The organism is Photobacterium chitinilyticum, assembly GCF_004104355.1.
Classification (GTDB): Bacteria; Pseudomonadota; Gammaproteobacteria; order Enterobacterales; family Vibrionaceae; genus Photobacterium; species Photobacterium chitinilyticum.
The window spans coordinates 109,029-132,898 of sequence record NZ_RJLM01000001.1 but is presented as its reverse complement, the minus strand read 5'-3'; the positions used below and the strand labels follow the sequence as shown (position 1 = coordinate 132,898).

General features: G+C 38.2%; 23 protein-coding genes and 1 pseudogene. 1 reads left to right on the top strand and 23 read right to left on the bottom strand.

The window, feature by feature from the left end; translation table 11 throughout:
* Positions 1-186: 186 nt before the first annotated feature.
* Positions 187-402 carry a hypothetical protein gene (locus tag EDI28_RS00695; protein ID WP_128781926.1) on the top strand — a complete coding sequence of 72 codons (216 nt, stop codon included), beginning with the start codon at positions 187-189 and terminating at the stop codon, positions 400-402.
* 70 nt (positions 403-472) lie between these two features.
* On the opposite strand, the gene EDI28_RS00690 is transcribed toward EDI28_RS00695, so the two are convergent.
* The 23 genes and pseudogenes from EDI28_RS00690 to EDI28_RS00575 form a co-directional block, all read right to left on the bottom strand.
* Positions 473-739 (bottom strand): YfcL family protein, encoded by a 267-nt coding sequence (locus EDI28_RS00690; RefSeq protein ID WP_128781925.1) that lies wholly within the window; start codon positions 737-739, stop codon positions 473-475.
* 68 nt (positions 740-807) lie between these two features.
* Positions 808-1,335, bottom strand: coding sequence for an elongation factor P hydroxylase (locus EDI28_RS00685; RefSeq protein ID WP_128781924.1), 528 nt, complete (start codon positions 1,333-1,335; stop codon positions 808-810).
* Between the two features lie 67 nt (positions 1,336-1,402).
* Positions 1,403-1,945, bottom strand: a complete 543-nt coding sequence (gene rfbC, locus EDI28_RS00680) for a dTDP-4-dehydrorhamnose 3,5-epimerase (protein ID WP_128781923.1) — start codon at positions 1,943-1,945, stop codon at positions 1,403-1,405.
* A gap of 156 nt (positions 1,946-2,101) precedes the next feature.
* Positions 2,102-2,487 (bottom strand): annotated as a pseudogene (locus tag EDI28_RS27250) (ISAs1 family transposase); the annotation flags it as partial.
* A 387-nt stretch (positions 2,488-2,874) separates the two neighbouring features.
* Positions 2,875-4,821 carry a polysaccharide biosynthesis protein gene (locus EDI28_RS00665; protein WP_128781922.1) on the bottom strand — a complete coding sequence of 649 codons (1,947 nt, stop codon included), beginning with the start codon at positions 4,819-4,821 and terminating at the stop codon, positions 2,875-2,877.
* Between the two features lie 115 nt (positions 4,822-4,936).
* Entirely contained in the window at positions 4,937-5,485 is a 549-nt protein-coding gene (locus tag EDI28_RS00660; RefSeq protein WP_128781921.1) for a sugar transferase, read from the bottom strand.
* An 11-nt stretch (positions 5,486-5,496) separates the two neighbouring features.
* Positions 5,497-6,402, bottom strand: coding sequence for an NAD-dependent epimerase/dehydratase family protein (locus tag EDI28_RS00655; protein ID WP_128781920.1), 906 nt, complete (start codon positions 6,400-6,402; stop codon positions 5,497-5,499).
* Entirely contained in the window at positions 6,399-7,166 is a 768-nt protein-coding gene (locus EDI28_RS00650) for a glycosyltransferase family 2 protein (protein WP_128781919.1), read from the bottom strand. Before EDI28_RS00650 ends, EDI28_RS00655 begins: the two co-directional genes overlap by 4 nt.
* A gap of 52 nt (positions 7,167-7,218) precedes the next feature.
* Entirely contained in the window at positions 7,219-8,583 is a 1,365-nt protein-coding gene (gene cpsG, locus EDI28_RS00645) for a phosphomannomutase CpsG (protein WP_128782932.1), read from the bottom strand.
* A 10-nt stretch (positions 8,584-8,593) separates the two neighbouring features.
* Complete coding sequence (locus EDI28_RS00640) at positions 8,594-10,000, bottom strand: mannose-1-phosphate guanylyltransferase/mannose-6-phosphate isomerase (protein WP_128781918.1); 1,407 nt, start codon at positions 9,998-10,000, stop codon at positions 8,594-8,596.
* Between the two features lie 4 nt (positions 10,001-10,004).
* On the bottom strand, positions 10,005-10,472 hold the full coding sequence (locus EDI28_RS00635; RefSeq protein WP_128781917.1) for a GDP-mannose mannosyl hydrolase: 468 nt from the start codon (positions 10,470-10,472) through the stop codon (positions 10,005-10,007).
* A 29-nt stretch (positions 10,473-10,501) separates the two neighbouring features.
* On the bottom strand, positions 10,502-11,488 hold the full coding sequence (gene fcl / locus EDI28_RS00630) for a GDP-L-fucose synthase (RefSeq protein ID WP_325062635.1): 987 nt from the start codon (positions 11,486-11,488) through the stop codon (positions 10,502-10,504).
* Positions 11,478-12,665, bottom strand: a complete 1,188-nt coding sequence (gmd, locus tag EDI28_RS00625) for a GDP-mannose 4,6-dehydratase (protein WP_128781916.1) — start codon at positions 12,663-12,665, stop codon at positions 11,478-11,480. Before gmd ends, fcl begins: the two co-directional genes overlap by 11 nt.
* Before the next feature lie 19 nt (positions 12,666-12,684).
* The gene (locus EDI28_RS00620; RefSeq protein WP_128781915.1) at positions 12,685-13,758 is read right to left on the bottom strand and encodes a glycosyltransferase; all 1,074 of its coding nucleotides are present in this window, start codon (positions 13,756-13,758) and stop codon (positions 12,685-12,687) included.
* A complete protein-coding gene (locus tag EDI28_RS00615) occupies positions 13,755-14,873 on the bottom strand; it encodes a glycosyltransferase (RefSeq protein ID WP_128781914.1) in 1,119 nt (372 codons plus the stop codon). Before EDI28_RS00615 ends, EDI28_RS00620 begins: the two co-directional genes overlap by 4 nt.
* Positions 14,873-16,054 carry an EpsG family protein gene (locus EDI28_RS00610; RefSeq protein ID WP_128781913.1) on the bottom strand — a complete coding sequence of 394 codons (1,182 nt, stop codon included), beginning with the start codon at positions 16,052-16,054 and terminating at the stop codon, positions 14,873-14,875. The genes EDI28_RS00615 and EDI28_RS00610 overlap by 1 nt, the downstream gene beginning before the upstream one ends.
* Entirely contained in the window at positions 16,051-17,034 is a 984-nt protein-coding gene (locus EDI28_RS00605) for an acyltransferase family protein (RefSeq protein ID WP_128781912.1), read from the bottom strand. Before EDI28_RS00605 ends, EDI28_RS00610 begins: the two co-directional genes overlap by 4 nt.
* On the bottom strand, positions 17,027-18,439 hold the full coding sequence (locus tag EDI28_RS00600; protein ID WP_128781911.1) for a lipopolysaccharide biosynthesis protein: 1,413 nt from the start codon (positions 18,437-18,439) through the stop codon (positions 17,027-17,029). Before EDI28_RS00600 ends, EDI28_RS00605 begins: the two co-directional genes overlap by 8 nt.
* Positions 18,436-19,401 (bottom strand): WavE lipopolysaccharide synthesis family protein, encoded by a 966-nt coding sequence (locus tag EDI28_RS00595; RefSeq protein ID WP_128781910.1) that lies wholly within the window; start codon positions 19,399-19,401, stop codon positions 18,436-18,438. The genes EDI28_RS00600 and EDI28_RS00595 overlap by 4 nt, the downstream gene beginning before the upstream one ends.
* A gap of 97 nt (positions 19,402-19,498) precedes the next feature.
* Positions 19,499-20,449, bottom strand: coding sequence for a hypothetical protein (locus EDI28_RS00590; protein ID WP_128781909.1), 951 nt, complete (start codon positions 20,447-20,449; stop codon positions 19,499-19,501).
* Between the two features lie 447 nt (positions 20,450-20,896).
* The gene (locus EDI28_RS00585; protein ID WP_128781908.1) at positions 20,897-21,625 is read right to left on the bottom strand and encodes a glycosyltransferase family 2 protein; all 729 of its coding nucleotides are present in this window, start codon (positions 21,623-21,625) and stop codon (positions 20,897-20,899) included.
* Positions 21,622-23,208: a capsular biosynthesis protein gene (locus EDI28_RS00580; protein ID WP_128781907.1), complete on the bottom strand. Its 1,587-nt coding sequence runs from the start codon at positions 23,206-23,208 to the stop codon at positions 21,622-21,624. Before EDI28_RS00580 ends, EDI28_RS00585 begins: the two co-directional genes overlap by 4 nt.
* Complete coding sequence (locus tag EDI28_RS00575) at positions 23,199-23,579, bottom strand: HAD-IIIC family phosphatase (RefSeq protein WP_128781906.1); 381 nt, start codon at positions 23,577-23,579, stop codon at positions 23,199-23,201. The genes EDI28_RS00580 and EDI28_RS00575 overlap by 10 nt, the downstream gene beginning before the upstream one ends.
* Positions 23,580-23,870 lie beyond the last annotated feature (291 nt).

Below are 23,870 nucleotides of genomic sequence, written 5' to 3'. Positions count from 1 at the left end.
TCAGATAGAATACAACTACTATTATTTAAGCAGCTCTCCCAAAGTGTGAACCTCTACGAAAAAGTTCCTTTATATACTGAATATCCCTATAAGGTATAGTACTATCGCACTAATAACACTTCCATCAACAAGGTGGAGGGGAAAATAATTATTATTTTGACGTACACTGTAGAAAGAGGTTAGAGCATGTTTAGAGCATATGCTCAGTTCACTGTTAAACACCCTTATATTCATGCACTTAACTTATTTACGATGTTAAGTGTATTTGTAATAAGCGGTTATCAACTTTTGGCCAATGAAAATTTAATATATGCAGCAGGTTTATTGCTGGTATCAATCCCTACTTTTATTTTTGCCAAAGCATCTGATTATAAACGTAAGTATCTAAGTACTAACAGTTAATTATAATGCACTAATATGGCGCCATATCCATGGCGCCTTTACTGCTTATAACAACAAGCAAATCAAAAAATCACATTGTACCCTGTTGCAACTGTTCCCACATTGCTTTAACTATCAACTGATCGGCAGGATTTAGCTCAGATTGAGCTTCGGCTAGGCTCATATCTACAGCAGAGTTCATCGCGTCAATCGTACTGACTCCATTCATTTCACAGTTAGCTGCTGACAGTGAGATATGTCCACGCAGATAGCCTCCAGCAAAAAGTTCATCATCTGATGCGGTTTCGACCATCAGATCAATCAGGTTCAGTAGCTTTTCTTCATATTGCTGGATCATAACTATACTCTTTGTTGAAAATTGGTGCCTGTGAATCATAAATTCTTTCACTAACTAGTCCAAGTGCCTTAAAGCTCTGAGAAATCCTCCGGTAGCAAAACAGCTATTTGGTAATGCTCACGTAATGCCTCAGACAATACCTTTGTTCGCTCCGGCATCCCTTGCTCTAGATAAATAAGCACTTGCTCTCTTACCTTGTTAGTGAAACCAACTCTGTCCGGTTCACAGTTGCCGCTCAGGTTATCACAGCTAACCTGAAACCGAAAACCACAGCTTGCTGATAAGATCCATTCTACTGCCTGGGGCTTGATCTCTACCTTTTCAAACTCAGCCTGTACGTCTGCTGTGCGTCCATCCGGTTCATACCAATAACCATAATCTTCAAGCAGCCGTCGCTTGGGTCCAGCTATACACCAATGGGCAATCTCATGTAAGGCCGATGCAAAATAACCTCGAGCGAAGATAATTCGGTGTTTTTTATAACCTTCGCTAGCTGGTAAGTAGACTGGCTCGTCACCACCGAGCAAGAGCTCGGTGTTATATGAATTGAGAAAGGTGCGATTAAAAATTGAAATTAAATCTTCAGTGTTAAACATTTTCTATCAATGGCAATCGCTAATCATAAAAGTAAAACAAATAATGATAAATTCATATCTTTGTCAATTATAGGTACTTAATATCTTCAAAAAAAACGCCTTTAGCGTCTTTGTGAGATAGTAGTGGATCAGCCCCTTTTAACGGCCATGTAATATTCAATACTGGATCATCCCAACGAACCGATACTTCAGCCTGCGGGTTATAATAATCTGTACATTTATAAACAAATTCAGCTTCATTACTAATGACATAAAAACCGTGAGCAAAGCCTTCAGGAATCCACAATTGACGCTTATTGTCTTCTGATAGTTCAACCCCAACCCACTGCCCAAGTGTTGGTGATTCTTTTCTAATATCCACAGCTACATCGAATATTTTACCAGACACTACGCGGACCAACTTACCTTGTGTATTTTCGGTCTGATAATGTAAGCCTCGCAAAACCCCTTTTAGTGATTTAGAGTGGTTTTCTTGAACAAAAGTCCGTTTTACAACAAGCTCATCAAACCTATCTTGACGCCACGTTTCCATAAAGAAACCACGGTCATCACCAAAGACTGTTGGTTCAATAATTTTTACATCCGGAATTTTAGTATCGATAACTTTCATATGATCACTTATATGCTTGAATATTCTTCAGGGTCAGTTGTCAGTCGCTTGCCAGAATGCCAAACTGTGCATTAATTTTTGTGCAGTTCAAACGAGAGTTTGTCGGTCTTTTCGCAGGTGTCGGATAAGCGGCACGGAAAAATCATGAACATTCCCTCAATAAAGGCTTCCCAGAACCTTCAAAAGGTACTCAGAATCCATCGCACACATCGCTCTTTTGTGTTGAATACTCGCTTTCAAGCTTGTTTCACTTTTCAGCATATCTGTCTGATCCTTGCGAAGTTCTCTGCACTTTCCTCTGCTCGTTTTCGGCTAGCATCTTCACCAAAAGCGGTATCTAGCGTCCAATGCATCGATTCAACCAACCAATGTGAACGCGTGACATTTAACAATTATTTAGCGCTTAGGCTTTTCGAGCTGATGTAGTATCTAACCGAAAATTCCGACTCTTTCGCCACGGCTTCTTCTTGTCTAATCGAAACCACGATACCCATTGTTTTCAGCTCTGGCCAATCAAATTCTAAGTCGCCTAAAACACTCAAAATGATCTACAAATTGATCATCGGCGAATTGATTGTTATGTGATGGTACTAACTAATTAATTTAAAAAATTGAGAGCTCACTAGACCATGAACCCTTTAAGCATGGGCATGTACATGAATTTTCCCTGAACCGGCACCACCGGTAACGAGAATTTTCACAATGGCTCCTTTTTACTTTTCATAAAACGTTGATTTATCAACATCAAAGCTCAAGCATTGAGGAAATGCCTGAGCTTTGATGTTTCAATTGATACTCAAAAAAGTTCACGGAAACCGCATGAACATATAAGCCTAACCCTCGCAAAAGCTTCCTTTTATCATTTTAATAACGCATTAAACTCATATCAAAAAATAGAAGGCTCATTATATAGAGCTGTTCAATAAGAGTTAGACATCACAGTTAACGACTCTAGATCCTACTTTCTTCATGCCTTGTTTACTAGTCGTGGTTGCATGCCACACCAAATCACCAATACCATCCGTGGGATTAAAGCCTGTTGGGGTATCCAATAGAATCTGGCGGATCTTTTCATGCTCAAATTTATGACAAGCCTCGTCTAACTTTGTTAGTACCACTTTCAAGTCTTCATACGAAAGAAATATCTCATTCGCAGTCATAATACGTTCATGTTCAGTCTTGCCGACGTTGTCGCCAATCAATAGTTCTTCAAATAACTTCTCACCAGGGCGAAGACCTGTATAGTTAATCTCTATATCACCATTTAACTTATCATCTGACATGACTTCAAGCCCTGATAGCTGAATAAGGTTTTTAGCCAAATCAACAATCTTCACAGGCTCCCCCATATCAAGGACAAAAACATCGCCACCCTTGCCCATAGCTCCAGCTTGAATCACTAACTGGGCAGCCTCTGGGATTGTCATAAAATAACGAATAATATCGGGGTGCGTAACAGTAACCGGACCACCGGCAGCAATTTGTCTCTTAAACAGTGGGATCACAGAACCGGAAGAACCGAGCACATTACCAAAACGTACCATACAGAAACGGGTACCGGTATTCTCTGCCGCTAATGATTGCAAAGCCAACTCTGCAAGGCGTTTTGTTGTCCCCATCACATTGGTAGGCCGCACGGCTTTATCTGTTGATATCAAAACAAAAGATTCAACACCAGCTTCAATTGCAGCTAATGCAGTATAGTATGTACCAAAGACATTATTTCGAACGCCTTCAACTACGTTGTACTCCACCAGCGGAACATGCTTATAGGCTGCTGCATGATAGAGCGTTTGCACCTTAAAGCTTTGCATAGTCATAACTAACCGATTTTGACGCTGTACAGAACCGAGAAGAGGGATAATCTCTACTTCTAGGCCTTCAGTTTGTACGAACTCTGATAACTCTTTATCAATCATGTACAAACCAAATTCGGATAATTCAAACAACACCAGAGCTTTAGGCTTCTGCAGAACTATTTGACGACAAAGCTCAGATCCAATTGAACCACCAGCACCTGTTACCATCACCACTTTGTTTTTAATATTGGCTTCTAGCAATTCAGGTTGAGGTGCAACACAATCTCGGCCGAGCAAATCTTCAATCGGCACGTCACATAATTGATCAATGCTTGCTGAACCATTAACGATATCGGCTAGGTTGGGAATAGATAGCACTTCGACCTGTAGTTGAACTAATGAAGAAATAATCGCTTTACGCTCGGCACGAGTAGCACTCGGCATTGCCAGTAAGATTTTTTCTACATGAGTTTTCTTGAATAGCCTTTTTAAATGCTTTGGGTGATAAACCGTCAAGCCATGTACAACTGTACTCTGAAGTTTTCTATCATCATCGAGAAAGGCAACAGGATGATACTCATCACCTTGACGTAATAAGTTACTCAACTGACGTCCCGACGCACCTGCACCGTAGATAAGTACCCTCGGCTTCCTCTTAGTATTGCTCTGAGATACCAGGATACGAACCAGTAGCCGAGAGCCACCACATAAAGCCACCAAGTATGTACCATAGATAACAGGTATTGAGCGGGGGATAACGGTGTGCGAAAAATATGCAGACAACGCCAAGAAAAGGGAAGATAAGATGACACTGATAACGATGGTGAGCAGCGCATGTACACTTAAATATCGTAGAATCGCCCGATACAACCCTACTTTAATAAAAAGAAACAACGTAGATACAACTAAGATACCAAGCACCTGCCAGTATCTAGAATCAGCAAAATAGCCTAGGTCTCCAAAGCGAGTCCAGAACGCTCCCCAAAATGCCATTGCGATAAAAAGGGTATCAAATGCAGTACTAATCAAACGCTTGGCAGGACGGGGGATTGAGAAAATATAATCAAGGTAAGACATAGAACCTCAGCAAAATTTACCACACAAAGACAAAAATGTCTTACAAACATAAAATAGCATGTAGTATAATCAAGCAACCAAGCAAGATAAAGCACTACATGACAAAGAGCTTACTTCATTTAACGCGGTCACCAGCCCCTTTACCCACCCCTGTTAGAATAATATACTTAAAGTAATTATAAACCGTCATAGTCTTCAGCATCTTCTTATCTGTTTCTGCTAGTAATTTTGGCGTGGACATATCAATTTCGTTAACCTGAGCAAGGCCAGTAATGCCCGGCAGAGCATCATAAATATTTAGCTTATCACGCTCCACAATGAGTTCTTCTTGGTTAAACAAGTTTGGCCTCGGTCCAACAAAGCTCATTTCACCCTTTAACACATTAACTAACTGTGGTAGTTCATCAATTTTTGTTTTTCGAAGAAAACCGCCTAAAGGTGTTATAGATGCCGTACTCGCTAAGTGACTAGCAACTGACTTTGTATCTACTGACATTGTTCGTAACTTAATCAGTGTAAATGGTTTCTTGTTTTTTCCAACTCGAGTTTGGAGAAAGATTGGTGCACCAGTATCAAATAACCCCAGAACAATAACAACAAGTAAAATTGGAAAGGTCACACATAGGCCAACAAATGCAAGAATAAAATCTAAAATACGAATCATAACTTTCTCTATTATTTTAATTTTTCCATGGCTTGTTCCATGGTTTCTAATGGTTCCCAGTCAAGCAGTTTCTGAGCCTTCGATGAGTCTACATCTAAATCGCCCAATAATTGATTAGCTTGAGAGGATTTGCCTATCATTTTTGCAGCCATCAGCATTAGCCAAGTGGGAATAGGCAGTTGAATTATAGACTTACCCAAGCCTCTACCTATTTGGCTGGTAAATTCTTCTATTGACACGGAGATACCGTCTGAAATTACAAATGTTTCACCAGCAGCCTTCGGGTGCTTTGCGCAGGTATATAAGAAACTAGAAAGGTTATCAACTGAGATAAAGCTACGCTTATTACGACATAGACCAAATGGTAGAACAAAAACATTCTTTATAAGTCTTACTAAACTACCAAAATTTCCTGGTGCACCATCGCCATAGACAAGCGTTGGGCGGACAATTACAACTTCTAATCCGGTTTCTTCAGCAATTTGCATCAACCCCTGTTCAGCTAGATGCTTTGACTCAGCATAGCTATTATGAGGTTTAGCATCCGCCATTTCATCAATTGCTGTTCCAGAAGTACCGACAGCATTTACACCAATAGAGCTAACAAAGACAAAACGCTTCACACCAGCTTTTGCCGCCTCACGAGCAAGGTGTAACGTTCCTTCAGTGTTTACTTGAAAAAAATCCTTGTCGGTAAAAGTGTTGCTATGAGCCAATCCTGCTAGATGAATGACCGCTTCGACTTCTGAATTGAACGCCCCCTCCCACTCAGTTGCTGAATGAAGGCTCTCAATCTCGAAAAAGCTGTTGAAACAATGCTTTTCTCCGTGACGGACTACACACGTTGTATCGCCCTTATAAGCCTGGTAAAAAGCGCGGCCAACAAATCCTGTAGCGCCAGTTAGCAAAACACTCATGCTGGCACCTTCACAAACCATCTTGTCATTAACGTAGCAAGTTTATAAGGAAGCTTTAACATCACAAGAAAAATATTAGTTCTAATACCATTTTCCCGACACGCTCTGACTATTTCAAAATTTTGATGTATGCGCCATAATAAGCCACTTGAACTGATTCCTCCCTCTCGCATTTTAACCGTTATCTCAGGTATCCGTTTTGCCGTGACACCACTTGATATAAAACGAGCAATTAATTCAAAATCAGCAGCCACACGATAATTTGTTTTATATAATCCCAAGTTATCATAAGCCTTTTTCTTAACATAAAATGTAGGATGAGGCAGCATGATACCAAGCTTAATCAGGGACTTTTTAAATACCTTCGAACTATATAGACGAGATATCTTATTGAGGTCATTTTCAGCCACATAAACCAAATCAGAATATACTGCATCAATCTCTTTTGAAACAAACCCTGACATTATTTTCTCTACACTTTGAGAGGAAGAGAAAATATCATCTGAATTCAAGATACCAACAACATCGCCTGACGCAAGATTAATACCTTTATTCATTGCATCATACAAACCGTTATCTTTTTCAGAGATATGAACAGATACGACATCAGAATATTGTGCAATGATCTCATTGGTCTTATCAGTTGACAATCCATCAACAACAATATACTCGATATCAGTATAGGTTTGCCCTTGTACCGATTTCAACGTATCTTCAATAGTCTTTTCTGAATTATAACAAACAGTAATTATTGATACTTTCACAACACACCTACAAAACAGGCTGCCTAATTGGCAGCCATCAATTCAATACTCATTAAGAACGAAGAATTTCTAAAATATCTTTAGTTTTCTGCTTCATCAAAGCAATATTACTCTTAGATTCAACGTTTAGCCTCACAACAGGCTCTGTGTTCGACGAACGAAGATTAAATCGCCAATTTTCATACTCAAGCGAGATACCATCTGTCTCATCAACGACTTTCGCTTCAGGCTCATAAGCAGCGCGCACACGAGCTATTGCCTCTGCAGGATTCTCTATCTTAGAGTTAATTTCGCCAGAAGACGGATAAGCTTCAATCCTAGCCTTGACGGTCTCCGATAAAGCTAACCCTTTCACACAAAGAAGCTCTGTCACAAGTAACCATGGGATCATACCACTGTCACAGTATGCAAAATCTCGGAAGTAATGGTGAGCACTCATTTCACCACCGTATACCGCATCCTCCTTGCGCATGCGTTCTTTGATAAAGGCATGCCCAGTCTTAGACATTACTGGCTTACCACCGGTGGCTTCTACTACATCGATTGTATTCCAGCTTAATCGAGGATCATGGATAATTTTTGCGCCAGGATCTTTTTGCAGAAAAGCTTCGGCAAGCAAACCAACGATATAGTATCCTTCAATAAACTCGCCGTTTTCATCAAATAGGAAACAACGGTCAAAGTCACCATCCCAGGCAATACCCATATCCGCTTGATGGGCAATCACCGCATTAGCGGTATCGGCTCGACACTCAGGTAGCAGTGGATTTGGAATACCATTAGGAAAATTACCATCTGCATCATGATGAACTTTGATAAATTCAACGGGTATGTTTAACGCTTTAAAGCGCAGTTCAATTTCATCAATAACATGACCCGCCGCACCGTTACCCGAATTTACTACGAGCTTCATTGGTTTAATGTTATCAGGGGTAATGTAGGTCATCAGGTGATCGACATAAGGCACTAAGTTCGACTGCTTAGTCAGCTTTCCACGCTTAATTACTGCTGGGAAATTATTCTCTTCAGCCAAAGCTTGAATATCGCGCAGACCAGTATCACCACTGATCGGCTTGGCATCTTCACGAACTAACTTCATCCCGTTGTAATCCATAGGATTATGACTCGCCGTGACTTCTACCCCACCATCCACACCTAGATGCTTTGTGGCAAAGTATATTTCTTCAGTGCCTGTCATACCGATATCAATCACATCAACACCGGCGTCCATTAAACCTTCGGCAAGACATTGTTTAAGCTCTTCGGATGTCAGCCTAACATCACCTCCCACGACCACGCTTTCCGCTTGCAGCTGCTGACCAAAAGCACGGCCAATTCGATAGGCAATATCGTTGTTCAGCTCGTTACCTAGCTGACCTCGAATATCATAAGCTTTAAAGCAAGTTAATCTTTTTATGTTCATTTTCTCAATACCCAATACCGTAATTCTCAACCCGTACCACGTCATCCTCTTCCAGATATGAACCTGAACGAACTTCAATAAGCACTAACGGCACCTTACCCGGGTTTTCAATGGCATGTGGCACTCCAATCGGAATATAGGTCGATTCATTTTCACCAACCACGAATGTCTTGTCACCATTCTGTACTCTTGCAGTACCAGATACCACCACCCAATGCTCAGCACGGTGATAATGCATCTGAGTTGCAGTTTTCTCGCCAGGCTTTACCGTTAGGCGTTTCACATGAAAACGTTCGCCATCAGCAATGGCATCGTGAGAACCCCAAGGACGATACACTTCACGGTGTTGTAGGTATTCAGAACGCCCAGCCTGTTTCAGCTGCTCTACAATCCCTTTTACATCTTGTACCTTATCTTTATGCGCAACGAGTACCGCATCTTTGGTTTCCACCACCACTAAATCATCCACCCCAACAGTGGCCACTAGTTTATTCTGAGAATAGATATAGCTATTAGTCGTGTTTTCCATTAATACATCACCACGGGTTGCATTGCCATGAACATCTTTAGGGTTAACCCCCCAAAGAGCAGACCACGAACCAACATCACTCCAGTCAGCATCCATTGGTACAACAACTGCGTCCTGTGTGTGCTCCATCACCGCATAGTCAACTGACTCATCCGGGCAGGCCGAGAAAGCGGCTTCATCCAAACGGATAAAATCCAAATCCCCATGGGCTCCGGACATCGCTTGCTGACATGCGAATAAAATATCTGGGCAATGCGTATCAAGCTCATCCAGAAAGCGGGAGGCTTTAAACAAGAACATACCACTATTCCAGTAATACTCTCCGGTAGCAATGTACTCCTGCGCTGTGACTAAATCAGGTTTTTCAACAAACGTATCAACATGATATGCAGTCTCTGAGATAGCACTACCTTGACGAATATAACCATAACCTGTTTCTGGAGCATTCGGCACAATACCAAAAGTTACTAATTTATCAGCTTCAGCGAGAGGAATTGCGGAATTCACCGCATCAACAAAGGCCTGTTGATTCTGAATCACGTGATCAGCGGCCAAAACTAATAGTAACGGATCGTCCCCATTTGAGGTGGCGTGCAACGCCGCCAAAGCAATAGCCGGTGCCGTATTGCGTCCGACAGGCTCTAGCACTATCCCACTGTGTGCCAATTGTTCCTGACGCAATTGCTCTGCTACGATAAACCGGTGCTCTTCATTACAGATAAAAAAAGGCGCCTGATGAGATATGCCATCAAGACGGGCTACAGTTTCCTGTAGCATAGTAGACGGGCTAGTCAGCGACAGAAATTGCTTTGGGTATAGGGTACGTGATAAGGGCCACAGGCGGCTTCCAGAGCCACCGGCCATGATGACAGGTAGTATCATGTGATTATTGGTGTCCGTTCATAAAATACAACTTAGTGTGATGGTGCACCTCGTCCGAGGCGAGTAACTCTGACACATCAAACCAACGATAGTTATCGTGTTGCTCTTGCGGCAGGTTATCAAGGGCTATATCTGCTGTGATGCTATAACCCAGGACCACGTAATGCGTGGTAAAGTCCGTACCTGCAAAATTGTCTTGATAGAAATGCTCATACGGGCCGAGGCAACGAGCCTCATCCAAGGAATATGCTAGGCCTAACTCTTCATTGGCCAAACGCGAAAATGCTGACGCCATGGTTTCATCTTTGCAAATACGCCCGCCCGGTACAAACCAGTAATCTTGTGCAGGGCGGTTCAGGCGCTGACCTAACAGCACCTGACCTTGCGTATTGCGAACGATTAAATCAATAGAGATCAGCGGCGTATGGGCAACAACGGTTTTGAATAAACCATGCTCTAAACGCTGCGTCATAATGAAAAATCCTTATTAAGCGGCTATCGTTATGCCCTAAAGCTCTCTTGGTTAGCCAAGAACCATTGATAGGTGTGAGTTAAACCTTGCTCAAGATCAACCTGATAACGCCAGCCTAGTTCAGCCAAACGACTAACATCCATCAGTTTTCGCGGTGTGCCATCAGGCTTAGTGCTATCAAATACCACATCCCCCGTGAAGCCCACCACTTTCGCCATGGTTTCCGCCATTTCACGGATGGTGCAATCAACACCTGTTCCCACGTTAATGTGAGATAACATCACTTGGGTGTTACTCTTATACGCTTCAGTATCAAGCTCCATCACATGCACAGATGCCGCAGCCATATCATCCACATATAGGAATTCACGCATTGGTGCTCCGGTTCCCCACACCACCACTTCTTTATCATCACGAAGCTTGGCTTCATGGAAGCGGCGCATCAGAGCAGGAATAACGTGGGAGTTATCTGGATGGAAGTTATCATTCATGCCATACAAGTTCGTTGGCATCACGCTGCGGTAGTCTCGCCCATATTGACGGTTATAAGATTCGCACAATTTGATCCCTGCAATCTTTGCCACTGCATAAGGCTCATTGGTCGCCTCCAAAGTTCCGGTCAACAATGCAGACTCAGTCATCGGTTGGGCGGCCAATTTAGGGTAAATACATGACGAGCCTAAGAACAACAAATGCTGCACATTATTCTGATGTGCTGCATTAATGATGTTGCACTCCATCACTAGATTCTCAAAGATGAACTCCGCAGGGTAAGTATTATTGGCATGAATGCCCCCTACTTTCGCTGCCGCCAAATACACTTCGTCAATTTGTTCGGAGGCAAAAAAGTCATTTACGGCTTGTTGGTTGGTTAGATCCAGCTCTGAACGACAGCAGGTAATCAGCACGACGTCATTCCGTTCAGATAACTGTCGAACAATTGCTGAGCCCACCATACCACGGTGACCGGCTACAAATACTCGCTTTTTATTTGCAGGCATGGTTCTATTTTTCATCAGCTGCATCACCTAGGCCGTGAGCATGCAGCAGCACTTCTTGTTTGGCCTTTCCAAAGCTTGATTTGTTCTCCAAAGAAATAGCCACATCAAAACCATTTGCTTTTAGAAGTGCGTGCTGTTTCGCTTTGTCGATATCTGCTGCGACCATTTCAGAGCACATTTCTTCAACCGTAATTTCCGGAACCCAACCCAGTATTTCTTTAGCTTTACTTGGATCACCAAGTAGTGTTTCTACTTCCGCAGGTCGGAAGAACTTTGGATTTACACGTACGATAACGTCCCCGACTTTAACACCAGGGGCTTTTTTCTCATCAACAGCGGTGACTGTAGCCGTTTCTTCAACGCCTTCACCATTAAACGCAAGCTCGATACCCGCTTCTTTGGCAGACATACGAACAAATTCACGCACTGAAATTTGCTTACCCGTAGCAATAACGAAGTCATCAGCCACGTCTTGCTGAAGCATCATCCACTGCATGCGTACGTAATCCTTGGCATGCCCCCAATCACGAAGCGCATCCATATTGCCCAATTCCAAGCACGATTCTAAGCCTTGAGAGATATTTGCAATAGAACGAGTAATCTTACGAGTTACAAAGGTTTCACCACGACGAGGAGACTCATGGTTAAACAAAATACCGTTACATGCATACATACCATATGACTCACGGTAATTTACCGTGATCCAGTAAGCATACATTTTCGCAACCGCATACGGAGAGCGAGGGTGGAATGGCGTAGTTTCACGCTGTGGAATTTCTTGAACTTCGCCATATAGTTCAGATGTAGAAGCTTGATAAAAACGAGTCGTCTTCTCAAGGCCATTAATACGAATAGCTTCAAGAAGGCGAATTGTACCCATTGCATCTACATCAGCTGCGTATTCAGGTGACTCAAAGGAGACTGCGACATGAGACATTGCCCCAAGGTTATATATCTCATCTGGTTGGATTTCTTTTACCAAACGAATAAGATTGGATGAATCTGTTAAGTCGCCATAATGTAAATGGATATCATCATTACTGTTGCAGATTGTATCAACACGTTCCGTATTGAATGATGATGCTCGGCGTATCAAGCCATGTACTTCGTAACCTTTTTCCAAAAGGAGCTCAGCAAGGTATGATCCGTCTTGACCTGTGATACCTGTTATTAACGCGATTTTTTTGATCATTTTAATATTTAACCGATGCTTATCGTTCAGAGAAAACCCTAATCTTGCCTAAGAAAGCGTCTTCGCTATGATGTCTTAAAAAGTAACTGTTTTGCTTTTGAAACAAGCTATGTCTCTGTTTTTCATCACCTAGCAGCGAATAAACTTCTTTCGCTAGACATTGAAAAGTATTGAATGACGGCACTACAGGTTCAAGTACACCTGACGCCCCATTTTCAATAGCAATCATTGGAAGGTTTAGCTTAAAATAATCTAACGTTTTTAACTTAAACCCTCCGCCAGCATGATCCGGGCAAACGCCTATTGTAGCAATACCAGCAAGCTCACTCAAATCATTAAAGCCATCAATAACTGTCACGAATGGGTATTCGTTCCTTATCGAATTGTAAAACGAACTTGGAGCACTACCTGCTACGATAACAGAGCAGTCTTTCGGGTTCTGTTTGTATACCTCATAAAAGGCATCAAGAAAGACTTGCAAATTATGCTGCTTAAGGCGCCAATGAAAGCTTCCGACAATGATCGCCGTTGGCTTATTTGGACTTCCTACAAATTTAAATGGTTCAGAGGAATAGGGAGGCAGTACTAGTAGTTTGACTCTTGCCCATTCTGGAATATCGTCACCACTGATAGACGACAAGCCGCTAATAATTCTGAAGACAACTAACTCCGTCAAGTACACTTTAGTATATTCAAAAAAGCAAAAAACTCGCTTAAATATTGAAGCTTCACTGCTCTTTGAAAGTGACCTATATACTGATGACTCAAGGTTGTGATTAAAAACAAATATTTTTTTATTCAACAACTTAGCTAAGATCGACACCCATGCACATCTGTAGTGGTCAAGATAAATGACATCATAGTCATCTCGCTCCTTAAGCAACTTCATACATAATGTTAGAGAAAAGTTTCTGACCCACATCATCGGCAAGAAAAAGAACAATAATACTGCTAAATAATTGTTCTTCTGCTCAAATGAAAATAAATCAACTAATTCAGATTTATTCAAAACATTGAAAATCTGAGAACTATAAATATAATCGCCCTGGTTTTCAGCGCCAATTTTAGAAGTAGTTATAAAAATCGATTTCATTTACTCACCGTTAAAAAATCATTATAGAAGTCATCAACAATCTTTCCCCAATCGTAGACGAGCCCTTCTGCTAACTGAAAATCATTCTCGTGACGATCATCAGCATCAAGATGATACAATATTTTTTCCGCAAAATTTTGGGGCGTGAAATCTGATATCTCAATGTTTGAATAGTTACTTGAGAGGTCAACAGCAACCCCCACAGGGGTTGTAATTATATAACAATTCGCTAATGCGGCCTCAACTAAAGCAAAACAATACGATTCTTCAATAGATAAATTAACGAAAAACTCACTTTTACAAAGAAGAGTTAATGTATCATCTTTAGACAAACTTCCTGATAGCTCTACTTCTATGTGTGTATAATTTTTAATCTTATTAAGAATTTTTTGCTGTGTGGTACTAGATAAAGGGCCTACGATTCTTACTAGTAACCGAGACTGATTACTATCTAATGCCTCTTCAAGAGAATTAAGAAGAGGAATAATTCTATCTACACCTTTAAGATCACAATCATCACGGGTTATAATAGCTATTGAAGCTTCGTCTTTCTTAATAGAACCTGAAAAAACGCAGTTACCTAAAACTCCATTTGGCACGTGATATATTTTATCTTTGTTCACTAAACCAGCATGACCTGATGTCAACAAATCAATTGATTGTCTTGTTTCAACACAAAATGCATCAATTGATTTATTAAACGATGACATTAACCAGTACTTAATACGATTATTTTCTCTTATCCTAGAAAAATCTTTTATATTAGATAAACTTAGATCAGTCTTAACAATTATAGTACTTGAAGTATTTATTAACTTGAGAAGCTTAGCTAATAATGCAGTACGAAGTGAGACATGGAACAAAATGAAATATTTCACACTTTTCAAGTAATTGAAGTCAAAACGAAGACAGTCAATAATAAAATGTAGATAGCTCTTACTTTTATAAAGTTTACCATCTATGTTATCTTCAATACCAATGGAATCGAATATAATCTTATCGAGATCTTCATGACTGGATTTTGCAAAAAACTTAGGGAAAAGACCTACATCTTTTTCTAAATAGTTAGCTTTAAAGTTTTCCCAAGAATAGATTAGGCAGACATTCTTTTTCATTAATAATCCGTAAAAATACTTTTATATGGAATAAAACGTTGGTAATGTGAATCAGCACCTATATAGGCATCGCTTTGAATCAAACGATAATACTTAATAAATACAAAAACAAAACACAAGACAGTTATGAATAAATAGCGCCTTAGATCCTTAATAGAGATTAGCACTAGATAAGAAGCAAGAATAACATGCATTAAAAGAAAATAAGACTCAACTCGATCTTGAATGACGCCGAGTCCTGATAACAAAGCATACATAAATATGTGTATAGCTGAGACGAAAAGAGATAATAAAAATACCTTTTTTCCATAATCAGAACTAATTTCAGCTAATATATCTTGTGATTTATAGAGCGCAACTAGGAATACAATTATATATTCCAAATAACGAAATGATAAACCAGTTTTATAAAGATCCAAATAGTTAAAGTAATAACTTATTTTTAACGATGCATGTTGACCTATATCACCCAAAAATCCCAATATGAATGATGATAGTTGGAAAATCATATTCGCGATATCGATAGGTAAAATAACAAGCAATAAGGATAAAATCACTAGAGATAAACCAAACAAAAAGTTTAATCTAAAATCTCGTTCGATTAATAAAATAGACAATAAGTAGAAAATAAATAATAGTAGTGATGATACATGAAACGAAAAAGCTAAAGGTGCTGAGATTAATAAGAACAGCTTCCTATTATAGTTAAGCGTTAAATATATACCCAGTAGTATTATTGCATGAGCAATGATTTGGCGTTGAATATTAAACACACCAAAATATTCATACCATAGATATAAAAGAATGAAGACACCAAATATTCTTGATGGTGCTTTATGCACTATTAAAAATGAAGCACCAACAGATATTAAACATGACAACAGTACTGGCAGATACGGAGATAACACAGCCGATAACGAAAAAAGCCGGAAACCTAGCTCAAAATCCCGATAATCCTCATGGCTAATAATACTCAACGGGTCATTAGAATAGAAGATCGCATCATACAAAGACTGATAAATTTCAAAGTCCCAGCCAGTATAGTAACGCCAGCCCGAAAATAATATAAGTACAAAAGCGACTAGAAAAAACAGTACTGCTCTATCAAATCGATGCTTTAGTGTTGGCAGCAGCAAAGCACACAAAACACAGAAAATAAGTATAATGAAATAATCGATCATCTTTTTATTATCTTCTTGGAAAAATTATGACACGTTTTATCAATAACTATATAGAATAAAAGTGTAATAACACTAATTAATGTGAATAACGTTATTATTCCATAACCATCGAAATGAATTGTGAATAACCTGAAACCAATCATATGTGTTAAATATAAGCTATAACTAATATTGCCTAAAAACATCAGTAGATTATTAGCCGCTATGTTTTGATTAAGTTCGACGTTAACACTAGACAACGTAATAATAACGAAACAAGCTATGCCAACAGTTAATACACGTAAAATAGAATCAATATCTCCTGCTTGCCCCTTAAGAAGGAAACTAAACGATAGAAAACATACAACGGCAGCATATAAATATTTGGTCTTTATATATGATTCACGAATAAATCCATCACGAAACAATTTATATGAATAAATACCAAAAATAAATTCAATAATTATTGGATTAGATAGATAGAGATCAAAACCAAGCAGAGAAGGAATACAAAGAGAAAGCAGAATCAATCCTGAATAGAGAAAGGTCCTACTCGTACTGATGAACAATGTTAGCGTCGTATAAAAAAGAACCTCAAAAACTAAAGACCATTGAGGTTCTAAGTAATAAACAACAAGATCATTGTAATAGCTGTTCTGGCTTGGGATAAGAAAGACCGATTTAACTAAATTATCTAGTCCTGAGTAATCACCAACAACAAGGTATTGAAGAAAAATTGCAGCCCACAATGGTACAATGACTCTTATAAATCTCGAAAATAAAAATCTTACTTTAAATTTATGATCAGGGTACTCTTTCTTCAAATTGTCAATCATTAGACAAACAACGAAACCACTGATCACGAAAAAAAAATCAACACCGTAGGCACCCATCGAAAAAAAGTTGTTCGAAGACGAAGCTAATACATCGATCGTTCGATAGTGGGCAAAGAAAACCATTATCGAGGCAATACCTCTTAAGGCATGAATAGTACTAAGCACAGCTCGATTTCCTTAAAATTTTAACCATTACCAATTTATACATAATTAATAGTGCGGTAGTTAACGCTATAGCAAAACATAGAATTTGAAAAAAGATTCCATCGTCTCTGATTAGTTGTTGTAACGTTAGTAATGAGGAAAAAGACACTAAAAGCAAAATCATCCTTTTGATAATTAAAGTTAGATCTATTTCAAGATGTTTACAGACTAAATATGTATTAAAGGGAAGACAGGTTAATACTTGAGCAGAACACACTGAATATACTAGTCCAAGGTACCCATATAATGGAATAAGATAGTAAGAGAGCACTGTCACCAGAATTGCTGAACAAAGACTTTGATAATGATAATTATACTTACCTGTTGATATACCGAAGAATGTTAGTGTTACCTGTATCGATTCAATCAGAATAAATATTGCAATACAAAACAGAATACTTCTTATCTCTTCAATATCAAAACTAGTTGAAAACAACAGACCAAGAATGTCTTCTCCGACAAGGAAAATGAATATAAATGCTAAAACTGCAAGGCAAACATTACAATCAACGATTTTCAAGACTTCAGATGATACCTTATTCCCTGAAAAAAATGACTTAGACAAATTTGGAGCAAATACGCTTGGAATAATATTATTTACCAAATAATAGACATTGACTAACTGTAGAATAAAACCATAGGTAACTACATCTTCATTACTCGAATAAGCTTTAAGATAGTATATTGACAAATTAAAGATAAAAAGGCCTGGAACTGTTGTAGCCAGTAGAGACAAATTCTCTTTGAATTTAAACTTTAATCCTTTACTACAATACTCAACTGAATCTAGTTCAACATTGCTCTTATTATAAGATAAACCGGCAAATATAAATACAGCAATAGAAGAAAGAAACCAGACTACATATAGCCAGTACAAGTCTAAATTGCCAACAACTGTAAATAGAGCAACAATAGTAACTGGAAGCAACGAAGCATAAGACACTCGATATATCTTTTCATGTACGATGAATCCACGAGAATATGGTACAGAGATAACAATATTTGCAATTGTTCTTAGATAGGCCCCGACAAAAAATAACCAAACACTACTTTCAAATACACCAAGATAAAGTTTGATACTTAATATTGCAATAAATTGCAATAACGTAGACAAACAAATGGCCTTTATAAGATAATCCCGAACAACCCGTCTTGTTTTAGCTTTCTTATTCAGGTTTCTTAGCATTAAAGATGGAAATGACAACTCTAGCGCAGTAAATAAAGGCATAGTTGATATCAAAAGATACCAAACATCCAAGTTACCTTTACCAATTTGATTGATAATTATAACATTAGCAGCTAGAGCAGAAAGTACTTGAATAGGAACATTAATTAGACCTACTGATATCCCTTTCTTATAACTCATAGTTTATATGTCTTCTTCTTTAAATACAACGAGGCTATCATGCATAACTTTTCATGAATAATATATTTAATATTAGATCTTTTTTTCTCGCAGTATTTCCTACTAAGCTGATTCCAGCGAATATAATTAGTTGTTACTGCGTAGAATGCCATAAAACCTTTAAGATCGCTGATGTTTTTTAAATTCAATTCACAGTAGTTCTGATATTTTAAAAAGGTAAACCCAATTCGATTTGGCTCTGCGACTATAAATTCAGATGAAAGTAACCTATTAGTAAAATCTACAAAGTTCTTATCTCTGAAATATGTAGGCAAGTCTTCATGATGTCCCTTAATAAATCCCAGCGTAATTAATTGCTCTGATGAAAACCTTCCGAAGTAGAACCCATTCTTATATTTTCTATCAGGAACGTTGTCTTCATTATGATAATAATCGGATTGAGAAATTAAATCCTGACACCATATTTTCTTTAAATCTTCAGTTAATCCAAAAAAGAACCAATCAGAAACTTGACATACAAACTGAAGGAAGCAGTTAGGGTTTGGAGTGTTTATCGAACTAATCAAAACTCTTTGTTTCAAAATGGTATTATCACTATCTCGGCAATATTTAAGATAGTTGTCTTTATAAAAAGTTATGAAGTTATCACTTGTAAACTCGATATCCGTTCTTGTTTTTACGCAATACTCTGTTTTTACATGAGATATTGCATTAGAAACAGAGTAAATTTGCCTGTTTGTATTTTCATAATTAACTACGTCATCATCCAGGAAAATTTTCAAACTACCAGGGTCTTCATTAAGTACTAATTCATCGTATTCAAGACCGCTAGTATCCTCTCCCTGCCAAGTACTAAGAATGACCCTTGACTCCGGACAATACTTTCTAATTGACTCCAATGATTCTTTTGTTCTATCTCTAATCGGGCCTTGAACTAAAAATGTAATATCTGAATTTCGCATAGATAACCTGGTAAATGACAATATTAGATTAAAAAAGTAAGACCTCATCAGTATGCTTCACTTACTGATGAGGCCATATACCTACAACACAACCCTGTTACTTCAATTTACATATAATTGTATTTCTAATACCATAAATAATGATAGTAACAGAGACAACCATAGAAAGAAGCAAAGCTAATATTGTATATTTCTTCAAATTTGGTGATGTTTTATATTCTGGTAGTTCAGGTTTTATTTGATACCTGAATGGCTCAATATCTATAGAGTCAATATTTATCGACTTTAAAACATCTAGTCTTGACTTAACATGGAAATCATTTCTGAAAACGTTATATGAATTAATCTGATACTCTTTAAGCTGACTATTAATAACCTCAGATCCCAAAGCAATCGGTAAGTTCATATCAAGCCCAGGATCGATAATTGGTTTTTTAATCCCCGATTTTTTTGTTATTTCGCTTGCAAATTTTAGTTTTTCTTTCTCACTTTCAAGTCGATAACTTGCGGTTTTCTCTAAAATATCAGATTTGATAATTAAACTCTTCTGTATAGAGTTAACACTATTTTGGGTATACTCAATAAATTCATCATTAATTTTTGAACTTACATGAGAAAGATAGCCTTTTAATTTTTCTTGAGCTTCTAGAGCTGAAGTTGATATAAAAGACACCTCTACTAACTTCTTATCTGCAGTTACGATAACTTTGATAATTTTATCAACTTGCGAAGATGAAGCTTCTAATCCTATCGATTGAAGGTAATCTCTCTTGTTATCAATACTAGTAACTTCTGATAGGAACTCTTCGAAAACATAATCTAGAGTTAACGGAGCAACAGAGTTATTACCTACACTTGATAAAGCCTTCAACGCTGAAAACAAACTTGAAGTTTGGTTATATGTCGGTGACTTTAAAAGTGATTTTGAAGTCCATTTATCCTCAGTATTTACACCTACAGATATACCTACGACTAAAAAAGCAATAGTAATTAGGACTAATAGTTTATATTTCTGCCTTATTTCTGCTATAAAAGCATTAAAAAACATCGTTTGCCTCGTTTAACAAATCAACCAGTTAAAAACTGGCAGCAATAACGTCATTAATTTTTAGTCAGGATATCTAGATCTACCCAACATATAGTTATGGTCAATTGAGAATCGTCAAGGTTTCACCACACAGCATCAGCCTACGAAATTAAATTACGCTACCGCCCTGAAGTCTCGTATCTTCCATCCGCTGTTTGAGGTGATTCATTCGGATCACCTCAAATTCAATAATTAGACTACATTGTGGAACTTAGGAAGTAACACTTACAACTGTATCGCTACCATAATGTACGGCTTTGTATATTATATCGAAAAACGCTAGCTCAAACTAGGTTAGACAGTATAGTACTGTATTGAATATACACTCTTTATACCAATTCAACATTCAGCGATGCTGTATGTCGACAGAAATAGGCAAAACCGCAAAATCATCTATACACTGGAATATTAGTAAGTTTTATTCATTTTGAATTCAGTATATTCATCAGGAACACCGCAAAAAACCACTTCATCACGGTCAATCAAATGGTAATGTATATCAATCCCTTTTTTTATCAAGAAATTGTATAAAGGTGCTACATAGAGCTCACCTTTTTCCCACTTTTCTTTTGGCATGCTCAGATATTCATTATACGAATCAACAAAAGTCTTCAAATCGCTGAAATAATACAAGCCCGTACAACAAAGGTTTGATATCGGCTTCTTTTCGGCAGTTAAAGATACTCTAGTATCTCCATCGTGTATTGGCTTGGCAAAAGACCAATTATCACCCTCACCTTGAAATACTTCTAAGTACCCCCCCCCCATTTTTTCAAGGTCTGGAAATTGAAAATTTGGTCTAAAAGTATCGATATTAAATATAGTGATCGGGCCTTGATAATCGACTCCATTTAAACCCAGAGCAACAGTCTCCGCCTGCCCACGAGTATCGCTGTCCAATATTGATATATGATAATCTTTAATACCAAGAGATTTGATTTGTTGTTCTACGAAAGTAGCTGTTTCATAAACATCGCGAATGATGAATAGAAATTTTTCCGTTTTAAAATACTGTTTGAAACTATTTATCGCATGACTAAACAATGTTTCACCATGCGCTTCTAGCATGTATTTGGGTTTTTTATAGCCCGCCTTAAAAAAACGGGAACTTAGGCCAGCCATAGGTATAACAATCATTTTTCCAATCTCTTAAGTATTTCGTATAATCGAAAAGCATTAGCAAACAACGCTTGTTGCCTTTGAGGCTCATCAGCATGAAGTGGCAGCATTGACAAAAATAGTTGAATTTGCATGGCATACAAACTTAAGGCTGTTAATCCAAAACGTTTTTCAACTATTTCAACAAAGGCTTGTTGTGTTTCTTTATGTTGACGAGTGCCAGCAAGATCAAAGGCTATTTTCTCACCATTAATATCAACATTATAATAACCTGCTATGATCCAGTCATACATACCCAATACAGAATGGCTTAATTTTGCCAAATCGTAGCGTGTATCACCATAAATAGTTAGCTCGTTATCAGGAGTCAGGCCTCTTGGATCGATAGTTTTCACTCGTCCAGTTCTGAAATCATAAAGAATATTACTGAAACAAAAATCACCATGCAAAACAGTTTCTTTTTGCTGCTCACTCGGCAAATAAAGCTCACAACTCGAAACTAACTCTGCTAATGATACAGGTTCTTGATCATTAAACACCCATTTTTGGTTAAGTGTTATCCCCTGACTTTCGCAATATTCTGCTAATCTTTGCTTAGTTTTTACACCAAATAGTTCACTTAACTTATTCACCGTCGCACCATCCGGCGCCCGGAAATCAATGCACTCGTCAATAAAGTCTATACAACCTCCTAAAATTTTCTTCCAAATTATAGTTGGTATTTCAGCAAATACGTATAGTTCATTAAGTGCGGTATGATGTAAATACTCTAGGCGGTATGAAAATCGTTCTGGCGTATTGCTAGAACCAAGGTACTGTGGAATATAACCTCGCAGCCTCGGTGGCAACGTATCAAACCAGTTTGCCTCAGCTCTAATCTTTTGATTCTTATAGCTCGACTTTTCAATCCATTCAGGAGTTATTATCAACTCATTAAATGCACGTTGTGTAGTGAAAGCTGCCTTAGAACGATAATACGTATTTACATGGCCAAAATCTAGCCAACTTTCAGTCTTAACTGCGGTAAGACCTAGCTCCTTATGGTAGCGATTCAGGCCGCCTAAAAAGTTCCAATGACTTTGCGTGATAGACTTTATCAATTGTCGAGGTTGGCTAAATTTAAAGTAGCCATTTACGACATTATTGGTATCCGCATTAAGGTTATTCTCACTATTTTCCAACCAATGCATATCATCATCAGTTACAACTGCCCAGTTATAACTATCTTGTACTTCTGAAATTCCCACGATATCGTCCCCAGTAGGTAAGGACGTTAACAAAGTATCACCAAAAAGAACGTGAAGTGGAGTATCAAGCGATCGTTCGGTTAAGTTAATAGCCGCAACCAAGGAAGCACCCAAACTTAAATTATCAGGTGTTCTGACAATTTTGACAGTGTTACCTTCTAACCATTTTAAGTCTATGCTCGACAGTTTATAGGACTCAGGGATAGAAATGATTACTTCAACATTTTCGGGTGCTAATTTCACCTGATGCTGGAATAACCTCCGATTACCTAAAGGAAGAAAACTTGGAGGAATTTTTCCGAATTCAGATTCAAGTTCTTGGCCAACATATGCCGCTGACATAATTAGGAACATTGTTTTTCCTTCTCAAATAATTGATTTATTTCATTGAGAGATAAACTTGCGAACTCAGATGGGCGTACTGCACGATCGTCAATGTAAAATCCTTCATGCCCACACCATGGTTTTCCAACAAGAATTTCATCATACGGTACGTTATGTTTGTTTAACCACTCTGTTATAATCGGTAATGTATGGATATTTATTTTTCCTACATTTCCTTCGTATGTGCGCATATTACGTGCAGTTGCAATGGTAATTGTAAAGCCATTATTTTTATAATCTTTTAGTGTTTCAATAACATCTTCTCTTGGTAATACATTGCGATAATCCGACGTATTAGCCTGAGTTAAGGTACCATCTAAGTCCACAACCAACTTCTTCATAACAAAACCAACATGTTAATAACTTATTTTTATGACACAAATGCCATCAAGACTAATTTTAGAACACCAAAGCATACTACATTAATTCACAATTTTAAATTGATTAAGACCAAAATTATGCCATATCCAGGATGAATAACTGGCTATTCCAACCTTCAACAACCAGTCATAACTATTTGTTTATTAAGCTTTAAAATGATTAACCCACCTAAATCAAAGAACAATCCCTTATTCTTTGACTAAGATAAACATCAACCAAGTCTTATTCATCGGAGTATGCTACAGGGCCTA